This window comes from Marivirga tractuosa (genome assembly GCF_042140215.1).
In the GTDB taxonomy this organism is placed as follows: domain Bacteria; phylum Bacteroidota; class Bacteroidia; order Cytophagales; family Cyclobacteriaceae; genus Marivirga; species Marivirga tractuosa_A.
On record NZ_CP159478.1, the window covers coordinates 4,433,612 to 4,451,561 of the forward strand.

At 33.2% G+C, this 17,950-nt stretch carries 15 protein-coding genes; 6 read left to right on the top strand and 9 right to left on the bottom strand.

The annotated features are described in order from the left end of the window. Positions 1-114: 114 nt before the first annotated feature. The 3 genes from ABWH96_RS19760 to ABWH96_RS19770 all read left to right on the top strand — a co-directional run bounded on the left by ABWH96_RS19760 (position 115) and on the right by ABWH96_RS19770 (position 3,225). A complete protein-coding gene (locus tag ABWH96_RS19760) occupies positions 115-498 on the top strand; it encodes an ArsR/SmtB family transcription factor (RefSeq protein WP_375579212.1) in 384 nt (127 codons plus the stop codon). Beyond that, positions 486-1,190: a YjjG family noncanonical pyrimidine nucleotidase gene (locus ABWH96_RS19765; protein ID WP_375579213.1), complete on the top strand. Its 705-nt coding sequence runs from the start codon at positions 486-488 to the stop codon at positions 1,188-1,190. Before ABWH96_RS19760 ends, ABWH96_RS19765 begins: the two co-directional genes overlap by 13 nt. Before the next feature lie 133 nt (positions 1,191-1,323). Continuing rightward, positions 1,324-3,225, top strand: a complete 1,902-nt coding sequence (locus tag ABWH96_RS19770; protein WP_375579214.1) for a DUF3857 domain-containing protein — start codon at positions 1,324-1,326, stop codon at positions 3,223-3,225. On the opposite strand, the gene ABWH96_RS19775 is transcribed toward ABWH96_RS19770, so the two are convergent. From ABWH96_RS19775 to ABWH96_RS19805, 7 genes are all read right to left on the bottom strand, one after another. Then, the gene (locus ABWH96_RS19775; protein WP_375579215.1) at positions 3,222-4,247 is read right to left on the bottom strand and encodes a hypothetical protein; all 1,026 of its coding nucleotides are present in this window, start codon (positions 4,245-4,247) and stop codon (positions 3,222-3,224) included. The two genes, ABWH96_RS19770 and ABWH96_RS19775, sit on opposite strands and share 4 nt — an antisense overlap. Before the next feature lie 521 nt (positions 4,248-4,768). Continuing rightward, positions 4,769-5,605 (bottom strand): UDP-2,3-diacylglucosamine diphosphatase, encoded by an 837-nt coding sequence (locus tag ABWH96_RS19780; RefSeq protein ID WP_375579216.1) that lies wholly within the window; start codon positions 5,603-5,605, stop codon positions 4,769-4,771. A 227-nt stretch (positions 5,606-5,832) separates the two neighbouring features. Continuing rightward, positions 5,833-6,696 carry a DUF4249 family protein gene (locus ABWH96_RS19785; protein WP_375579217.1) on the bottom strand — a complete coding sequence of 288 codons (864 nt, stop codon included), beginning with the start codon at positions 6,694-6,696 and terminating at the stop codon, positions 5,833-5,835. Beyond that, on the bottom strand, positions 6,696-9,074 hold the full coding sequence (locus ABWH96_RS19790; RefSeq protein WP_375579218.1) for a TonB-dependent receptor domain-containing protein: 2,379 nt from the start codon (positions 9,072-9,074) through the stop codon (positions 6,696-6,698). The genes ABWH96_RS19785 and ABWH96_RS19790 overlap by 1 nt, the downstream gene beginning before the upstream one ends. Before the next feature lie 181 nt (positions 9,075-9,255). Further along, entirely contained in the window at positions 9,256-9,525 is a 270-nt protein-coding gene (locus ABWH96_RS19795; protein WP_375579219.1) for an acyl carrier protein, read from the bottom strand. 26 nt (positions 9,526-9,551) lie between these two features. Then, positions 9,552-10,901, bottom strand: coding sequence for a PAS domain-containing sensor histidine kinase (locus ABWH96_RS19800; protein WP_375579220.1), 1,350 nt, complete (start codon positions 10,899-10,901; stop codon positions 9,552-9,554). Then, positions 10,888-12,279, bottom strand: coding sequence for a sigma-54-dependent transcriptional regulator (locus ABWH96_RS19805; RefSeq protein ID WP_375579221.1), 1,392 nt, complete (start codon positions 12,277-12,279; stop codon positions 10,888-10,890). The genes ABWH96_RS19800 and ABWH96_RS19805 overlap by 14 nt, the downstream gene beginning before the upstream one ends. Before the next feature lie 221 nt (positions 12,280-12,500). Between ABWH96_RS19805 and ABWH96_RS19810 the strand changes: the two genes are divergently transcribed. Next, positions 12,501-12,929, top strand: a complete 429-nt coding sequence (locus ABWH96_RS19810) for a peptidylprolyl isomerase (protein WP_085518834.1) — start codon at positions 12,501-12,503, stop codon at positions 12,927-12,929. Positions 12,930-12,991: 62 nt separating this feature from the next. On the opposite strand, the gene ABWH96_RS19815 is transcribed toward ABWH96_RS19810, so the two are convergent. After that, positions 12,992-13,669, bottom strand: a complete 678-nt coding sequence (locus tag ABWH96_RS19815) for an SDR family NAD(P)-dependent oxidoreductase (protein WP_375579222.1) — start codon at positions 13,667-13,669, stop codon at positions 12,992-12,994. Positions 13,670-13,932: 263 nt separating this feature from the next. Between ABWH96_RS19815 and ABWH96_RS19820 the strand changes: the two genes are divergently transcribed. Further along, on the top strand, positions 13,933-15,060 hold the full coding sequence (locus tag ABWH96_RS19820) for a DUF4221 family protein (protein WP_375579223.1): 1,128 nt from the start codon (positions 13,933-13,935) through the stop codon (positions 15,058-15,060). A gap of 3 nt (positions 15,061-15,063) precedes the next feature. Here ABWH96_RS19820 and ABWH96_RS19825 read toward each other — a convergent pair whose 3' ends face one another. Continuing rightward, entirely contained in the window at positions 15,064-15,744 is a 681-nt protein-coding gene (locus ABWH96_RS19825; protein WP_375579224.1) for a septal ring lytic transglycosylase RlpA family protein, read from the bottom strand. 100 nt (positions 15,745-15,844) lie between these two features. Here ABWH96_RS19825 and ABWH96_RS19830 point away from each other — a divergent pair, with 100 nt between their 5' ends. Next, positions 15,845-17,908 carry a GAF domain-containing SpoIIE family protein phosphatase gene (locus ABWH96_RS19830; RefSeq protein WP_375579225.1) on the top strand — a complete coding sequence of 688 codons (2,064 nt, stop codon included), beginning with the start codon at positions 15,845-15,847 and terminating at the stop codon, positions 17,906-17,908. The last annotated feature ends 42 nt before the right edge of the window (positions 17,909-17,950 follow it).

Consider the following 17,950-nt stretch of genomic DNA (forward strand, 5'->3'; position numbering starts at 1 on the left):
AAAATATTAATTTTCAATAAAAACAAAGATGTCCAAAAACTTAATTTGATTCAATATTAATAGAGATATTCATTATTCATTTACTAATTTTAATCTGATTATCAGCTAGGCTTTATGAGGCTAAAGAACTTTACTTTAAATTTTAGTGTACAATTCTACAAGTGTCTTTCTGATGATTCTCGTTTGCGTATACTTTTTTTAGTACATCAAAATCAGGAAATGTGTATATCAGATTTAGAACTGATTTTGGATTTCACTCAAGCGAAAACATCTCGGCATTTATCATATTTGAAAAATAATGGAGTGCTCAATTCCAAAAAAGTTGATCAATGGGTATTTTATTATGTAAAAGAAGAAGTAAAAGATCTGTTGGGTCAAACTTTTAAGTTTGTAGAAAAAGACCAGCAGCTACAGAAAGATTTAGAAACTTTTAAAGTGATGTATTCTAATAGAACTCTCGCTTTAAACATATTACACAGCAAAAAATGGGTGAAATAAACACATATAAGCATATATTTTTCGATTTAGACCATACACTATGGGACTATGAAAAAAATTCAAATGAGGCACTAGGCGAATTATTCCTTAAATACCAACTCAAAAATCTTGGAGTTAATGATTCAATTGAATTTAATATTTGCTTTGATAGGATCAATCGATCACTTTGGAATGACTATAACAAAAATAAAATATCTCGAGATGGGATTAGAGAACAGAGGTTTTTAAGGATACTTAAGGAATTTGAAATTGATGATATTGACCTGAGCAATAAATTATCTACAGAATATTTGATGCTATGTCCTACTAAACCACATTTAATGCCTTATACTTTTGAAGTACTCGACTATTTAAAAGATAATTACCAACTTCATATTTTAACTAACGGCTTTAAGGATGTTCAAAGAATAAAGTTAGAAAATTCTAGATTACACCCTTATTTCTCTACTGTAGTAACCTCAGATACTGCAGGTTATAAAAAACCTATGAGTTCTATTTTTAAATATGCAATTGATAAGGCAGAAGCAAGAAAGAACGAAAGCATCATGATTGGGGATAATTTACAAACGGACATAATGGGAGCAAGAAACTTTGGAATGGACACTATTTACTTTAATCCGAAAAAGGAGCAGCATAAATCGAGCGTCACTCATGAAATAGATTGCTTAAGCCAATTAAAAACTATTTTTTAATGCATGATACATTCATGCCAACAGATTTTTCGCTTTATCGTACCTTAGTATTAATAAAATTACAATTGGAATAATAATTGCTTGATTAATTTAAATTAAGCTATTTAGGATCTATCAACAAACTTGAATCAAAATGCAGAGGATATTTTTAAGTACTTTATTAACAATTATATTTTCATTTCAATTATTAGCGCAAGACAATAATAATCCTAAAAATTCTGCATTTGGTTTAAATGCTGATGCCATCATTTTGTTGGATAGTGGTAAGAGTATTTACAATGAAAATTTTGAATTAATTTTCACTCACACCACAAAAATTGAAATCCTCAGTGAAGATGGATTAAATTGGGCTAATGCAATGATCCCACACAGCGAAAATGATTCCCTTTTGTATATAAAAGGTCACACCTACAATCTTGATGAAAGTAATACACTCCAAATAGATAGTTTAAAAACAGAGACTATAGAAAAAGAAACTAAAAATGGGATAGTAGAAAACTACTTTAGCTTACCCAATGTAAAAGTAGGTAGTATCATTGAATACAGCTATCAAATTAAAATTGAGGATTGGCAACAGTTAAACAGTTGGTATTTCCAAAATGATATTCCGGTTGTCAAATCAATTTACACCACTGAAGTACCAAATTATTTATTGTTCTACAAATATTTGGAAGGCTCCCTTAACCTAGACGATTTCAGTAGAAAAACCGTCAAAAAAATGGTCAAGGATAAGCAAACAGATGTCCTAATCGAAGATTATAGAATGGACAGTATACCAGCCTACATACAGGAAGCAGACGTTCCTGGTTCTGATTATTTTATCTCGAAATTAAAATTTAAGCTTGCTGAATATACTTTACCCAAAAAATCTACTGAATTTTTATTGCCACAAAATTATGAGGAATTAGCCTATAATTGGGCTGGTTCACCATTCTTCAAAGAGGCTTATACTAGAAGCAGTTATTTACAAAATGAAATTGATAAAATATATCATCCTGAATTATTTAAAACGGATGTTATGAAAGGTTTTTATTTCTTCATTAGAAATAACTTCTCTGTTGATTTATCCTTTAATGAAAAAAGTTTAGAGGAAGCTTATAAAGCTAGAAAAGGCACACCACAGCAAATCAATATGCTCTTAACCAAAATGTTAAACCAATCAGGTTTTGATGCTTATTTAATTGCATTAAGCTCATTAGAAAACAGACCCACTTATCCAGAAAATCCATACTTCGAGCTTTTCGATGTTTATATATGTATGGTGAGATATAATGGCAAAAATTATTTTCTCGATGCTTCCGACAAAAATCTACTGTTTAATATGCTTCCTCCTAATTTCATCAATAATGGTGGTTTGGTTATTTCACAAAAGGCTCCTGGCTTTGTGCCTCTGGACTTTAATTTTGATGACAAGGAAATGGTCACTGCTGAATTTGAGATTTCTGACACCGCCACTATCAAAGGTGAATATGAGGTAAAAAGAGAAGGTTATGCTGTCTATAGTTTTGATTCACGCTTTTTAAACAGCAATCGATCATATAATGATTACTTGATTGAAACTATATTTGAGAATATGGATTGGGAGATTAAGAAACATGAAGTAAATGAAGAATTTGAGGAAAATAAAATCCTTAAGGAATACCTTTCATTTGTTAGACCAGTAGATTCAACAGCTACAAATTATATGGAAATAAAGCCTGTAGTATTAAATGAATTCGCTGAAAATCAATTGAAAGCTGAAAAACGTCAAAATCCTATCACCCTGTATACCCCGCTGATTAGGAAAGCTAGTTATTCATATAAAATCCCAGAGGGATGGACAGTTGTGGAATATCCATCTAATAAAAACATAGCCTTAGAAGATGGAAAAGGAAAGCTTATGTATCAATATAAAAAGATAGGGGATTCTTTAAAAATTGAATATACGATTGATTACGATCAGGTAATTTATATGCCCGATGAATATCCCATGATTAAAACTTTCCTACAGGAAGTTACTGATGCCCTAAATCAGAAAATAATTTTAATTCGCTAATTGTGCTCTATCAAGTATAATAAACTTTCAGCCACTATATCCCCCATGGTTTTACAATTATTAAAATCTTTGTGCTTATAATGTTCTGCCAGTTCAGCTTTCAAATTGGTGATATTTTCAGGAGTTGAAATCACGTCTTTCCTCATCGCTTTCATCAACTCTTTTAAGTTATGATCAGATGCCTTCATTCTATTTACGATCAAAGAGCGTTCTTCCTTTTGATATTGCTTAACTGTGGCGGGAGTCATCAACTCCAGACCTAATTCAATAATGGGATTATTCTGCTTGAAATATTGCGGCATATAAACCGCTTTTCTGCCCTCGTAGGATTGCTGATCAAAATCAATGGACTTAATCCTGTAGTGGATTTCTTCAAAGTCAGGTGTGATATCTATTACAAAATTGCTGGAGTGCATATCTCCTAATAATCGAACAAAACACCTTTCAGTGAATTTAACAAATTCCTTTGCCAACCTGATTTTATTCAACTTATCATCATTCATATAATTTCTGATAAATTGATCTCCTGGAATCCCAGGAATATGTTCCTCAATCAAAGTATCACCATTTACGATATAACTCATTCTATTAGGAGATAATAAATGCTCCAATTCTAATCCATATATACGAGAAGCATCAGCTTTTTTAATGTAGAAATAATCGAAATTATCATTGATTTGGTTTACAATCCGCACTCGAAAAGGATAAGTATTTCCATAGGTGCAAGCATCTACTCTATCGACATAAAGATGCTCCATCACGGATAAATCACCATCGGCTTTTAAGATTGCATAGATGTTCTTTAAACCATAATAGATATGTTTCATATCATCCTGAGGGAAAAACAAGGTTTCCCACAGTGTGTCATTGTCCTCACTGTCATAAAGCGGAATTGCATTATTAGCCCTGGTTAAATCACTATATTTGATGGGGATGTCTAGTTGCCTGCCATGATTTCGTAAATATTTTACCAAATTATTGCTGACTGGAAATATCTTTTTCTTCTTACTGATTAAAGCCATATTCGAATATAAAGCCTTTTCAGCAAAAATTTATTATGCAGTCTTTTTTCGTAAGGTTATATACTCTGTTTCCAGATTATCTGTCCTGTTTTCCTCTGTAAAATAAAGTAATACATTGTATTGATCTAAACGTATTTTCAATTGTTTCTCTTTCTACCAGAGAGCAGAATTAAGCATTATATTACCGATTTTTGAGTTTTAATTCTCGCATAATGCTTCATACTTTTTCCATTGATGAAAAAGTATGTCGGCCAGAGGCTGACCAGCTATTGGCTGGCAATCCCGATAGCCATCGGGACTAGGTAAAATGATGCTACTACCCACAAATGCCAACGCCTGCCCGCCTTTTTACCCTCCAGCCCGCTTTTTCGCTAAAGGCGAAATTGGAGGGGTTAGTTATTAACGATTTCATCAAATAAATATGACCTTAAACTATATTTAGATGCTTTTAAAATTATTTATATTTTGAATAATTCTGGTATCCCAGAGAGGAAAACAAGAGCCTTTTCAGCAAAAATTTATTATGCAGTCTTTTTTCGTAAGTTTATATGCTCTGTTTCTATATTATCTTTAGGATCAAGATCGATTTTTTTCATCTTTTTATGATTCGATTTATAATCTGAGGAATCGGCATAATAAACCAGTGACCAGTTACCGTCTTCATCTTCTGCTAGAGCACTCATGCTCTCTACCCAATCACCTGAATTCATATAAATCAATCCATTTATTTCCTTTAGAGCTGCTTGATGAATATGCCCACAAATGATCCCGTCACAATCTTTAATCTTTGCGATTTCAACTAACTGTTTCTCGAAATCATCAACATAAGAAACTGCAGATTTAACCTTTGATTTAACTACCTGGCTCAATGAGTAATAAGGCAAACCTTTTCTTCTCCTATATTGATTATATTTTGAATTCACCCATAGCAAGAAAGTATAGCCTACATCTCCTAATTTCGCTACCCATTTAAGATTAGTGGTGATGGAATCAAAAATATCACCATGCACCACATAGAATTTTTTACCATTACTTTCAATCATTAAATCTCTCGTTATGGTCAAATTTCCCACTTTAAATGGAAGTACTTGATCTAAGAAATCATCATGGTTTCCCCTCAGATAAATGACTTCGGTTTTATGTTCCTCTATCATTTTCAGGATTCTATTAAAAAAGCGAGTGTGTTTTCTCTTCCAAGTACCGTATTTTTTGAGTTGCCATCCGTCAATTATATCACCGTTTAATATTAATCTGTCGCAACTGCATTGCTTCAGGAATTTGACTAGTTCTTTTGCCTTGGAGCCTTTTGTACCAAGATGTACATCGGATATGACTAAAGTTTTGTAGTGTGTTATCATGACCTCTATTGGTTTCCTAAAGGTCATCATTAATTATTATTCCATGTTTAAGTGGCTGTTAAACAATTAAAAAGGATTTTAGCTATTTTCAAGCTTTAGTAACATTAGTATAAAAGTTAGCGAACAGTTTATTAATAGTGGCTAGTTCAATATGTAAAAAAGCTATAGATATTTTACATCAGCTTAAATCAATACAATTAAATTTAAAGATGATTAAACAGAGGTTTTTATTCCCTTTTCTTAACCAAAATACTTTTCCTTTGCACAGAGCTGAACTGAATATAGCCCAAAGGCTCATTCTCAGGATTTGTCAAGTTTTTAATATTAGTACTTGGGTTTACAGGTGGTGGGCTAAAAACTCCTCCATCATTAAATAATAAGTTGATGAATTCAACATAATATTGATAAACATCCTCATTTAAGGTATAAAGCTCTAAACCTACGGAATCTTGATCTTCAAAGGAACCCGGCACAGGCAGAGCTTGAAATTGCTTACCGAAAAATTCCGAAGTCAGAACTGAATTTGAGAAATCCCCTCTTGAATTTCGAAGCGTATCATTAACTGTTACATCTAATTTGAAATATTCAATACCTTCATTATTAAGTTGGCCATCTACAAATAAAAAATAGCCATCCCCAAAAGCTGGCTGACCAAGGCTTTCTAATTCCTCCGCTGACAAATAATAAAGTGTATCAAGTGTAGCGTTTTCCAAAATACTCCCCTTTGCCTCTAAAATTTCATCATTTACTTCAATTTGAAGTGTATAACTACTTCCTACAGTAAGCTCTATTGGACTATTGGATTGATAAAGGCTGTCTTTAGGATTATAATTGAAGCTTTGAATCAAATTATTGTCTGCATCCATCAAACTCACCTTTGCATCAGTAAAAGGTTCTAAGCCCGTAGTATCATAATAATTTAAACTCTCAGATATTTTAATACTTTGAAATGATCGCTCATTAAGTAACCTTCCTTCTATTACCAGTTTAGGATCTGTTTGAGGTATATCTATATCAATAATCTCCTGACAACCCCAACTGACTATTATCGCCAAAATAAGACTCAATATTTTATTTTTATGTGCTTTCATCAGTTAAAAGAAAAGTTATAAGTAACAGAAGGAATTATTCCGAATAAAGCAGTTTTAACAGCTGCTGGGCGAGTGCTAGTAATTGGGCCATCCTCAGATTCACTAAAAGTTGGATCGTTATTGTTAACCTGCCTAAATTCTATTGAAAAAGGATTTTTTCGATTATAAACATTGTAGAATGAAACAGTAATTTCATGATCATATCGCTTCCATCTACTATTCAATTGATAAGTTAAACCCAAATCCATGCGGTGGAAATCAGGCATTCTACTAGAATTTCTTTTACTATCATCGTAGTATGGAATATTTTGCCCATTCACAATATATCTTCCCTCAGGAAAGGTTACTGCAGCACCACTAGCATAAACCCAATTTCCAGAAAGTGATAATCTTTCAGAGAATTTATGAGATAATACTAAAGCTATATCGTGAGGTTTATCATATCTGGCTAAGTATGGGTCACCACTGGCCACTCCCTCAATTTGTCTTTGCGTTCTGGAAAGCGTATAACTTAACCAGCCCGTGGTTTTACCAATATTCTTTCTTAACATAAATTCTGCTCCATAAGACCAGGCAATACCATCTGCAACAGCTGTTTCTATTCTATCATTCAAGAGTACATCTTCACCAGGAAGAAAGTCCACCACATTTTGTAACCATTTATAATAACCTTCTACTGAAATTTCCCAAGCATTATCTTTCAAGTTTCTGAAATAACCCAAAGCTACCTGATCGCCAATGACTGGTTTTATATGATAATCTGCAGGAATCCAGCGATCTGTAGGAAAACCAGCTGTAGCATTGGTCGCTACTTGCAAATATTGGCGCATTCTATTGTAAGATGCTTTCAAACTAGTTTTGGAATTAACCATATATCGAATCCCCAATCTAGGCTCAAAGCCACCATAATATTTCACAATATCGCCACTTTCGTAAACATCAGTTCTGATTTCATTTTCAGGTCTTTTCGCTTGACCGTCTGCATAAACAGAAACGGAATCAGGCCCTACTTTTGCAAAAGATGAGTATCTGACACCATATTCCATACTTAATTTATCTGTGATCGTATGCTGATTACTCACATATAAAGCTGTTTCTACAGCAAAATCATTTTGTAAATTAAAATTTTGAATATTAGAATCCTGTGAAGAAATTTCTGCTGGAGCAAAGACATGATAAATCGCATTGGCCCCAAAAAATAGGGTATTATTATTATTTAAGAAATAATCAAAATCTAGTTTTAGATTATACTCCTGTAAACCAGAGTTCCAATTGAAGCCCGATCCGGCAGTATTAACATCGAAGCCGTAATCGAAATTGCTATAAAGCAAGGTTGTATTTAAAAATAACTTATCGTTAAACAGATGATTCCAACGAGTGGAGAAAGTAGCATTACCCCAATCAAAGCCAAATAAATCCTGGAAACCTAAATTATCTCGGCCAAAATAGCCAGAAACAAAAATTTTATCTTTATCACTAAATCTGTAATTAAATTTGGTATTGAAATCGTAGAAATAGAGTGTATTATTTCTAATATTTTCATCTTGAGCAAAGGTTAAAAATAGATCGGCATAAGTTCTTCTCCCTGAGAGTAGCAAAGAAGATTTACCTTTCACTATAGGGACTTCAGCTGTCAATCGGCTACTAATGCTCCCTATTCCTCCAGAGGCTTCAAATTCCTGGTTATTCCCTTCCCGCATTTGAATATCTAAAATAGAAGATATTCTTCCTCCATATTTTGCGGGGATTCCTCCTTTATAAATCTCCACATTCTTTACCGCATCTGGATTGAAAACAGAAAAGAATCCTAATAAATGACTGGCATTGTAAACAGTAGCTTCATCAAGCAAAATTAAATTTTGATCTGAGCTCCCTCCTCTCACAAACATTCCCGATGTACCTTCCCCAGCAGTGGAAACGCCTGGCAATAATTGTAAACTTTTTACCACATCCACTTCACCAAAAAGAGCTGGCATGGATTTAATTCTATCAATTTGCAGCTTCTCTGTACTCATTTTTACAGAACTAACATTTTCATCGCTACGTGTGGCAGAAACAACTACCTCCTCCAAGCTTGAAGTTTCTTCCTCCAAACTAAAATTGATAGCTAAATCTTTTGATAGGTTAACCTCTATTTCTTTGGTAGCATAACCAACATAACTTGCTTTGAGAGTATATTCTCCTGCAGGTAATTCAAAAGAATAATAACCGTAGACATTGGTCGCCATACCATTTCCAGGTTGATTTTTATCAACTACGGTAGCACCGATTAAAACTTCACCTGAGCCTGCTTCTTTAACATATCCACTCACTGTATATTTTTGAGCATACAATTGAGAAGCTATAAAAAACAGCAAAATGATTAATTTAAATTTCATAAGGGTTGATAGTAGGGAATAATTGTATTGATGGGAAAACGATGCTTATCTCCTTTTGTTAACGAATTCATAAAAACATAACAATTGTTTTTATGAACGGAGGATATTTAGGACAAATAAAAACCGATGGAAATAAAAATTAACCACCGGTATCAAATCAAGATTTTAATATTAAATATATTTATTCAGCTGACTGAATTTTTTCATTTATATATTTAACAGCCTGATTGATAGTAGATAATTTTTCCGCATCCATATCTGGAATCCTAATATTGAAATTTTGCTCGAATTCCATTACCAACTCTGCATAATCTAATGAATCAATTCCTAAATCCTTTATGAAGCTTGCATCAGCAGTTACTTCAGAACTAGCAATTCCTAATTTTTCCACTAGTATATTGGTAATGGTTTTTTGAATTTCTTCTTTTGGCATTTTGATTATTTTTTCCACAAATATAACTTTTTAAAGGGTAATCACTAAAATTTTAATACAAACTCCGTACCAACTCCTAACGTAGACTGAACTGAAATATTACCCTGATGTTTTCTCATTATTTCTTTAGATAAACTCAGACCTATTCCTGACCCGTTTTTCTTCGTTGTAAAGAACGGAATAAATATTTTCGTCAAAGCTTCTGGCTCAATTCCAGCGCCATCATCTTTTACACTGATAACGACTCTCTTTTTAGCATCAAGGTTGGAACTAATCCATATATTTTTTTCTTCCTGCTCTGAATCAAAAGCTTCCGATGCATTTTTAACTAAATTAATGATTACTTGTTCTACCAATTCTCTATCCATAGAAATCTCAGGAATCCTTTCATCCAATGATTTATGAACCTGAATCGACTTCCCTTTTAATTCCTTGCTCATCAATAAACAAATCCCTTCCAAAAGCACATTTACATCCTCATTTTTGAGCTTAGGAGTTGGTGTATGCGTTAAATTCCTAAATTCATTTAAGAATCTAATTAAACCTTCACTTCTACTTTCAATAGTTTTAAGTGAATACATCAAGTCCTCCATGTCATCTTTTTGAATCGGAACTTCTTTGGCACCATTGACTTTGTAGTCGCTGAGCATTTCACGAGTAGTCCCTGTTAAAGACGAAATAGGTGTTACAGAATTCATGATCTCATGAGTTAATACCCTAATAAGATTTCTCCAGGCTTCCATCTCCTTCTCATCCAGTTCGGTTTGGATGTTTTGTAAAGAAACTAGTTTAAATTGTTTATCATGTAATTGCAGTTCAATAGCATAAACAGATAATTGCCTGCTTTCTTCACCAATATTTACTTGAATTAATTTGCTTCCTCCTGTCTTTAGCTCTTTAAAAGTGTCAACTAACTCCTCACTCACTTTAGCCAGTTGTTGAATATTATTGACCTGATAGGAAGTATTCAATAATTTTTTGGCTGCAAAATTATACAATTGAATATCACCTGATTTATTAAAAGTGATAATACCTATACCAACATGCTGCACTATATTTCGGAAATATTGATATTCAGCTTCTTTTTCTTTTTGCCTACTTTTTATAGCATTAATAATTGCAGAATATTGTTGCTTTAAATCTTCATTTTTCTCCTCAGGTTCAAAATCGATTTCATTGTTTTTTAGTTGTTCTAAAAAACGATTGATAGAGATTTCATTTGCCGCTTGTTCTTTAAAAAATGCCCTGGCTTGAATCACAATCAACACTAGGAATAATATACCCAGAAATGTAGATTCATTATAAACCGTCACTATTGCCCAAACAAAAATGGTTAAGGACAATAATACCAGTCGAATTAAAAACTTTTTTAAAAGTGGATTATTGAAGGTCATATTTGCTCAATCTTCTATATAAAGAGGCTCTTGTCAATCCCAACTCTTCGGCTGCCTTCGAAATATTCCCTCCATGTATTTGTATTGCTTTTTGAATGGTTTGTCTTTCCACATCCTCCAAATTAAAACTGTCATCAATGACTGTTGCTTGCTGTGAATTTGGGTTGCCTCCTTTTGACAAAAAGAAAAAGTCATCTGCTTCCAAGGTTGAATGGTCTGCCATAATCAATGAACGCTCGATAGCGTGTTGCAATTCCCTAATGTTGCCAGGCCATTGATATTTTTGTAAAAGTCTTAAGGCATTTTGGCTTATTTTCATGTCGCCTTTTTTATACTTTTTAGCATAAATCCCTAAAAAATGATCTGCCAAAAGGGGGATGTCCTCAATTCGCTCTCTCAAAGAAGGCAAATGAATCTCAACCGTATTGATTCTATATAATAAATCCTGACGGAAATCTCCATCATTTACTCTTGCATTTATATCTTCATTGGTTGCACATATTAAACGAGTATCAAATGGAATGGCCTCATTACTTCCTAAGCGAGTAACAGTCCTACTTTGTAGAACATTTAATAGTTTTGCCTGAAGCGGAGCACTTAAATTCCCGATTTCGTCCAAAAAAATGGTACCCTTATCAGCAATTTCAAATCTTCCTGCCCTATCTATTTTAGCATCTGTAAATGCTCCTTTTTTATGCCCAAAGAGTTCGCTTTCGAATAATGAATCAGTCAAGGCTCCCATATCCACGCTTACAAAAGAATGGTCTTTTCTGGTTGATTTCTTATGCAAAGCTCGAGCTATTAATTCTTTTCCTGTCCCATTTTCGCCTAAAATCAGCACATTGGCATCCGTTGCCGCTACTTTATCAATTATGGTAAATACATTCTGCAATGCCTTACTTTCACCAATTATGGATTTAAAAGGCGCGTCAATTGATTCTTCTAATTGTTGCTTTTCCTGTTCCAGTCGACTGACTTGATTATAAGAGTTTTTAAGTTGAGCAGCAGCATGAATAGTGGCTACTAGTTTTTCATTTTGCCAAGGCTTTAAAACAAAGTCCGTAGCTCCTTTTTTCAAAGCGTTTACCGCTGTCTCCACATCACCAAAGGCAGTTATTAAAATCACCACAGCTTTAGGATCTCGTTCTTTAATTTGCTCCAACCAATACATCCCTTCTTTTCCACTGGTGGTATCCTGACTGAAGTTCATATCCAACAAAATCACATCATAGCTTCCCTGATTTAACAGAAATGGAATCTTTCTTGGGTCTTTTTCGATAAGGACTTCTTTCACATGTTTTTTCAACAGCATTTTAGCTGCAAACAACACATCTTCATCATCATCTATAATTAATACTTTATTGATTTCTTTTTCCATTATATTTCAATTCTATGGTGAATAAGATAAAAACAATGCCAAAGCTTAAAAAGAGCTTTTGAGCTTACAATTTAAGGAATTGGCTTTAAAAACTGTTCACTTTCGTACAAAATTGTTACATAATCGTACAATTTTAGGATTTAAGCGAGAATATTTTTTCTTTAGGGAATGATAGTGGTAGCTTTGTGGTTTATAAAGAGAAATTACAAAAGCAAAAAGTTATGTCAACAGCAAAAAAAGGCGACAAAGTAAAAGTTCACTACACAGGTAAATTATCAGACGGTACTGTATTTGATAGTTCTTTGGAAAGAGAACCGATTGAGTTCGAATTAGGTGCAGGACAGATGATTGCCGGTTTTGACAAAGCGGTAGATGGTATGACAATTGGTGACAAGAAAAGTGCCGATATACCTAGCGCGGAAGCTTATGGTGACAAAAGAGACGATATGATGGTTCCAGTTCCTCATGACAAGGTTCCTGAAGAAATTAAACCAGAGGTGGGCATGCAATTATCAATGCAACAGCCTGACGGTCAAGCTTTACCTGTTTTAGTAGCAGAAGTAAATGACGATCATATAGTTTTAGATGCTAATCACCCATTAGCAGGAAAAGACTTAAGTTTCGAAATAGAATTAGTTGAAATCAGCTAATCAGTTTAAAATTTTAATAAGGAAAGCCCGGCAATAGTTGGGCTTTTTTTGTGACCAATTTTTTACCTCACATTCCTCTTCAAAATCATCTTGGCAAATAAGCCTGGGAATATCCTTTTAAGTAAAACTCCAAAACGCTCTGTTCCTCCGATAACCGTTTCCAGTTTATCCTTTTCAACTGCACTAATTATCCTTTTTGCACATTCCTGAGCAGTCATTCCATTGGCTTGAGCATTATCCATTTCCCCAGTTGGTTTTCCATCCGAACCTAAGGCATTGACTGATACATCCGTTTTAATAAAACCAGGGCAAACCATGGTTACTTTTATGTTATCATTATGCAATTCAGTTCTTAAGGAATCAAAAAAACCGTGAAGCGCATGTTTGGCAGCTGCATAGGATGAGCGCCAAGGAGAACCGAATTTACCCACTAAACTACTGGTCACTACAAAGTGTCCGGATTTCTGGTTGACCATATGTGGTGCTACAGCTTTTGTCAGTGCTATGGTTCCGAAATAATCAATTTCCATGATTTTCCTATCTACTGATAAATCGGTTTCAAGCGCCATACCTCGCTGGCTGATTCCTCCATTATTGAAAAGGATATCGATTCTTCCAAAATGAGCCAAAACTTCTGCCACTTTAGAATTAAAGGTCTTGATGTCAGCCAAATCTAATGGAAGTATCATGATATTTTCAGGCTTGGAAGACTTCGCTCTCACTTCTTCTAAAAGCTCCATTCGTCTGGCAGAAATAACTACTTTGGCTCCTTTTTTATAAGTTCATAAACAACAGCTTCTCCTATTCCTGAACTAGCACCTGTAACCCAGGCGATTTTATCTTTAATTTTTGTCATAATTGGCTCAATTCATCATCTAGAAAGCGAATTTACATTTTATCAGCTTCAATTCTTTGGAAAAACAAAAAGAAATTCAACTAATTATTTAGTGTGTTTAAAAATTGTTATACCTTAGTGCCTCTAATACAAAAATTACACGCTAACATGAAAAATATCATCTACCTTCTCTTATCCATAATTATCATTTCCTTTTCATCCTGTAGTGGAAATTCTGAAAATGAAAAGCAAAATACCGATATTAATATCTCAATAGATTCTGTAATGGTGGATTCCAAAGGTGAAATCATCGACACCAAATATGGCATATACTCATTTGGCTTCAATGATGATAAAAATTTCATGTATAAGTTCAATACCAATAACCGACATGGCTTGGAAATCATTGATATGAATAAAATGGAGTTAGTTGATTTCATTCCGTTTGAGGTTGAAGGTCCAAATGGCACTACTGACAGAGTGAGAGATGTTTATTTCATTTCAGAAGATAAAATTGCGCTAGTAGTTTATCAATCAATTATAATATTTGATATGAAAGCTGAATTGCAGCATAAATACACCATCTCGGAGGAGGAATTTAAAGGAGATTCGATTCCAAAAGAATTCAGTGTGGAATCAAGCGGCTTATTTGTGCCAAAGAAAATGCTTTCCTTCAACTTAATCAACAAAGGATTTGGAGAATTAAGAGGATTTACAAAATTAAATTTGACCCAAAACAGTCGTAAAGAATATTTTATTGATGAACTGAAAAAACTTGCTGACTACCACATTTCACTAACACAGGATGGTAGAATGATGATGATAAGAACAAATTTGTACACTGATTTTCAAGACAACAAATTCATATTAAGCCATGACATGGAAAATGAATTGTATTATTATGATTTAAATTCTGATAGTATAATCCATAAAAAATATGAGAGTAAACTAAGTGAAAATAAAAATAAGGCATTCGGGAAAGATGTTGAATCTAGAGAAGCAATCGGAAAAATCATGACAGCCAGAAATAAAGAGATTAATTTTAAAAATCTTGTCTTTGATGACTCCCGCAATCAGTTTTATCGATTTTCAAGCTTCTCCACTACTCCAGATCAAGAAGTAGACAACTGGAATATCATCTTGACCATTTTTGATGAAAACCTTAATCAAATACATGAAATAGGGAATATTGAACTAGTTGAAGTACCAGAAACTTATTTTGTGAAAGATGGAAAAATTTATATTTACAAAAATATGGAGGATGAATTGGGATTTTTGGTTTTAAGTTTTAAATAAATCTTAATACCTAGTAACAAAAGCATCAGGAAAGCGATCTGCAATTTTAGCTTTTAGCTTATCAGCTTTTTTTCGATTGCTATAATCCCCCAAAATCAACGCATATACTGTAGCATCATTTAATTCCTTTACCTCAACAAAAAGTGTGGCTCTATAAGATTTCTCAATATTTTCTGATAACCTCAGCATATTGTTAAAGCCTTTAAAACTTCCTATTTGGACTCCAAAGCCAGATGGGCTTTTTCGTTTCACGTTCATTTCAAAATAGGTTTCAATATCTATCTTTTGATCTATTTGAACAGGCCTATTGCTGTTTGTCCTTCCATCTCCAGCATCAATCACTTCAATCTGAACTTCTGCTAACCCTTGATTTATAAATTTTAAATGCTCTGCAGCTGAGCGAGATAAATCTATAATCCTACCTTCTACAAAAGGACCTCTATCGTTTATTCGTACTTCTACAAATTCTCCATTTCCAATATTCGTGACTTTTACGATAGTTCCAAAAGGCAAGCTTTTATGAGCTGCAGTCAGTTTATTATGTTTATATTTCTCCCCGCTTGCAGTTTGTTTGCCTTCAAACTTATCGGCATAATAGGAAGCTTGACCTTTTTGAATCTGACCTAAAGAGACCGCAAGACCAAGAAAAAATAAAAAGTAAGTAAGTATTAGTTTTTTGAGCATTTTAGTTCTTTTTTTTGTGTACATGAATTTAATGTTTGCAAAACTATTTTCACAATAATATTTAAACGCTTATTTTGCCAAAATATAGAAAAATAAAAAATTGATTTCAGAAAAAGGACTTTTACGCCTCACTTTATTATTTGCAATTCTCTGCTGGCTTTCATTAGTACTGGCAGATTTATTTTTGCTATTTGCTGAAATCAATGAAGCTAATGCAGGAATCACCAAAGAAATCCCGCAACTTTTACTTTCCCTCTATATTATTTTCGTCTATTTCTTTTTCAAAATTAAAATACAAAAGGCAGAAAGCATCAATTTTATTGATTTACTGTGGCATGTTTTCTCCACTGGACTGATAGTTTCATTAGTACAACTTGCCGTAAGTCTATTTTTCTATCTTTTGAGCGATAGCAAATTGATGCAAAACCCGTTGATGGTAAATTTTTTCTACCATATAAATTTGGGAGCTGTTATCATCTTTTTGGTTTCTACTTTCATCGTTTGGAAAAGGCTAATCCTCTATCAAAAGAATAAAAGACTATTAATCATATGGCAAATATTTGAATACTCATTACTAGCATCCTTGTTATACAGCTTTTTCCAAATTGGTGCTCAACAATGGCTTTTCAATGGCTTACTGGGTATTTTCGTACTCTATGGTTTAGTATTGTCATTTAACTTAAAATGGATTGCTTACTTAAACTTTAAGCAAAAATGGAGGAGCATACTGCTACTCGCATTGGTAATATTATACCTCTATTATTTCATTAATAATCTTTTCGGCTTCTCTACAGAATTCAATCTAATAATGGATTTGCTAGATAATGTATATATATTATCTATTGCTGGCTTTATATTTCTATATGCATTAATCTCCATTTTAGTTATACTTTTCAATTTGCCAACTTCCTCTGTTTTTGAACAAAAAATAAGTGAGGTTTTAAATTTCCAGCGTCTAAGCCAGTCAATTCAAAAAGGAGATAATGAAAATCAAGTTTATGAAGTTTTATTGGAAAGCAGCAATAATGCGGTTTTTTCTACCAGTGCCTGGCTAGAAATTTATGAAGATGATGAACCTCATCAGATATTAAAATCCAATATCACAGACCTGAAAATCACTCAAGTACGAAAAAGCATTCAAGACAGTGGGATTTACGCTTATCTTAATAAGCATAAAGCAAATAATTTCAACAAAGACTTAAACTATAACAAGCTCGCTACTAATTTAAATGATCCAGATTATGGCTCAGTATTGGTAATGCCATTAATTATTCAAGACCGACAAATTGGTTTATTAGTAGTTTTAAAAGATGTTTCTGATGGATTCAACAGAGAGATGATCAATATCATTAGCTCTTTTGTAAACCAAGCTTGTATCTCTATTGAGAATTTTGAGCTTTTGACAGAAGCATTAAAAAATGAGCGCTATAAAGAGGAATTAAAAATTGCTTCTCGCGTACAGAAAAGTTTACTTCCACATTCTTTAATTTCAGACAAAGAATTTGAAATGCACGCCTTTTATGAATCAGCAGATGAAGTAGGAGGTGATTATTATGATTTCTTTAAAACTACAGAGCATAAAACCGCAGTAATTATTGGAGATGTTTCTGGTAAAGGAACTTCTGCATCATTCAATATGTCTCAGATGAAAGGTGTATTCCATAGTTTGGTACAGTTTGATTTAGATTCTAAAACTTTTTTCACAAGAGCAAATCATGCTTTGAGTCACTGCTTGGAAAAAACATCTTTCATTACAGCAGCATATTATACTATCGATTCCCAAGAGAAAAGCATTAGTTTTTCAAGAGCAGGCCATTGTCCAGGCTTATTTTATAGCAGCAAAGAAAATAAAGCAGAATATTTTCATAATAAAGGAATGGGCTTGGGAATTGTCAGAAATGACAGTTTTGAAAAGTTTATTGATATTAACAAAATACATTACAATAGCGGAGATATTCTTTTCTTATATACAGATGGAATAATTGAAGCCAAAAATGGTGAGGGTGAGGAGTTTGGCTATGACAGATTAAGCAGCTATTTAGAACAGAACAGCAAGAAAAGTCCTAAAGATATTCAAGACGGACTCATTAAATATTTATATGAATTTATAGGTACAGAAAATCTTGATGATGATTATACTGCTTTAATTATAAGATTTTTATAACATGGCAGTCAACTTACTGAAAATAAGCACGTAATAAAGTTT

Coding starts and splice junctions, on each gene's coding strand:
- ABWH96_RS19785 (WP_375579217.1), bottom strand. CDS start 6,696: ATGAAAGCACATAAAAATAAAATATTGAGTCTTATTTTGGCGATAATA.
- ABWH96_RS19820 (WP_375579223.1), top strand. CDS start 13,933: ATGAAAAATATCATCTACCTTCTCTTATCCATAATTATCATTTCCTTT.
- ABWH96_RS19825 (WP_375579224.1), bottom strand. CDS start 15,744: ATGCTCAAAAAACTAATACTTACTTACTTTTTATTTTTTCTTGGTCTT.
- ABWH96_RS19790 (WP_375579218.1), bottom strand. CDS start 9,074: ATGAAATTTAAATTAATCATTTTGCTGTTTTTTATAGCTTCTCAATTG.
- ABWH96_RS19770 (WP_375579214.1), top strand. CDS start 1,324: ATGCAGAGGATATTTTTAAGTACTTTATTAACAATTATATTTTCATTT.
- ABWH96_RS19805 (WP_375579221.1), bottom strand. CDS start 12,279: ATGGAAAAAGAAATCAATAAAGTATTAATTATAGATGATGATGAAGAT.
- ABWH96_RS19815 (WP_375579222.1), bottom strand. CDS start 13,669: ATGGAGCTTTTAGAAGAAGTGAGAGCGAAGTCTTCCAAGCCTGAAAAT.
- ABWH96_RS19810 (WP_085518834.1), top strand. CDS start 12,501: ATGTCAACAGCAAAAAAAGGCGACAAAGTAAAAGTTCACTACACAGGT.
- ABWH96_RS19780 (WP_375579216.1), bottom strand. CDS start 5,605: ATGATAACACACTACAAAACTTTAGTCATATCCGATGTACATCTTGGT.
- ABWH96_RS19800 (WP_375579220.1), bottom strand. CDS start 10,901: ATGACCTTCAATAATCCACTTTTAAAAAAGTTTTTAATTCGACTGGTA.
- ABWH96_RS19760 (WP_375579212.1), top strand. CDS start 115: ATGAGGCTAAAGAACTTTACTTTAAATTTTAGTGTACAATTCTACAAG.
- ABWH96_RS19775 (WP_375579215.1), bottom strand. CDS start 4,247: ATGGCTTTAATCAGTAAGAAGAAAAAGATATTTCCAGTCAGCAATAAT.
- ABWH96_RS19765 (WP_375579213.1), top strand. CDS start 486: ATGGGTGAAATAAACACATATAAGCATATATTTTTCGATTTAGACCAT.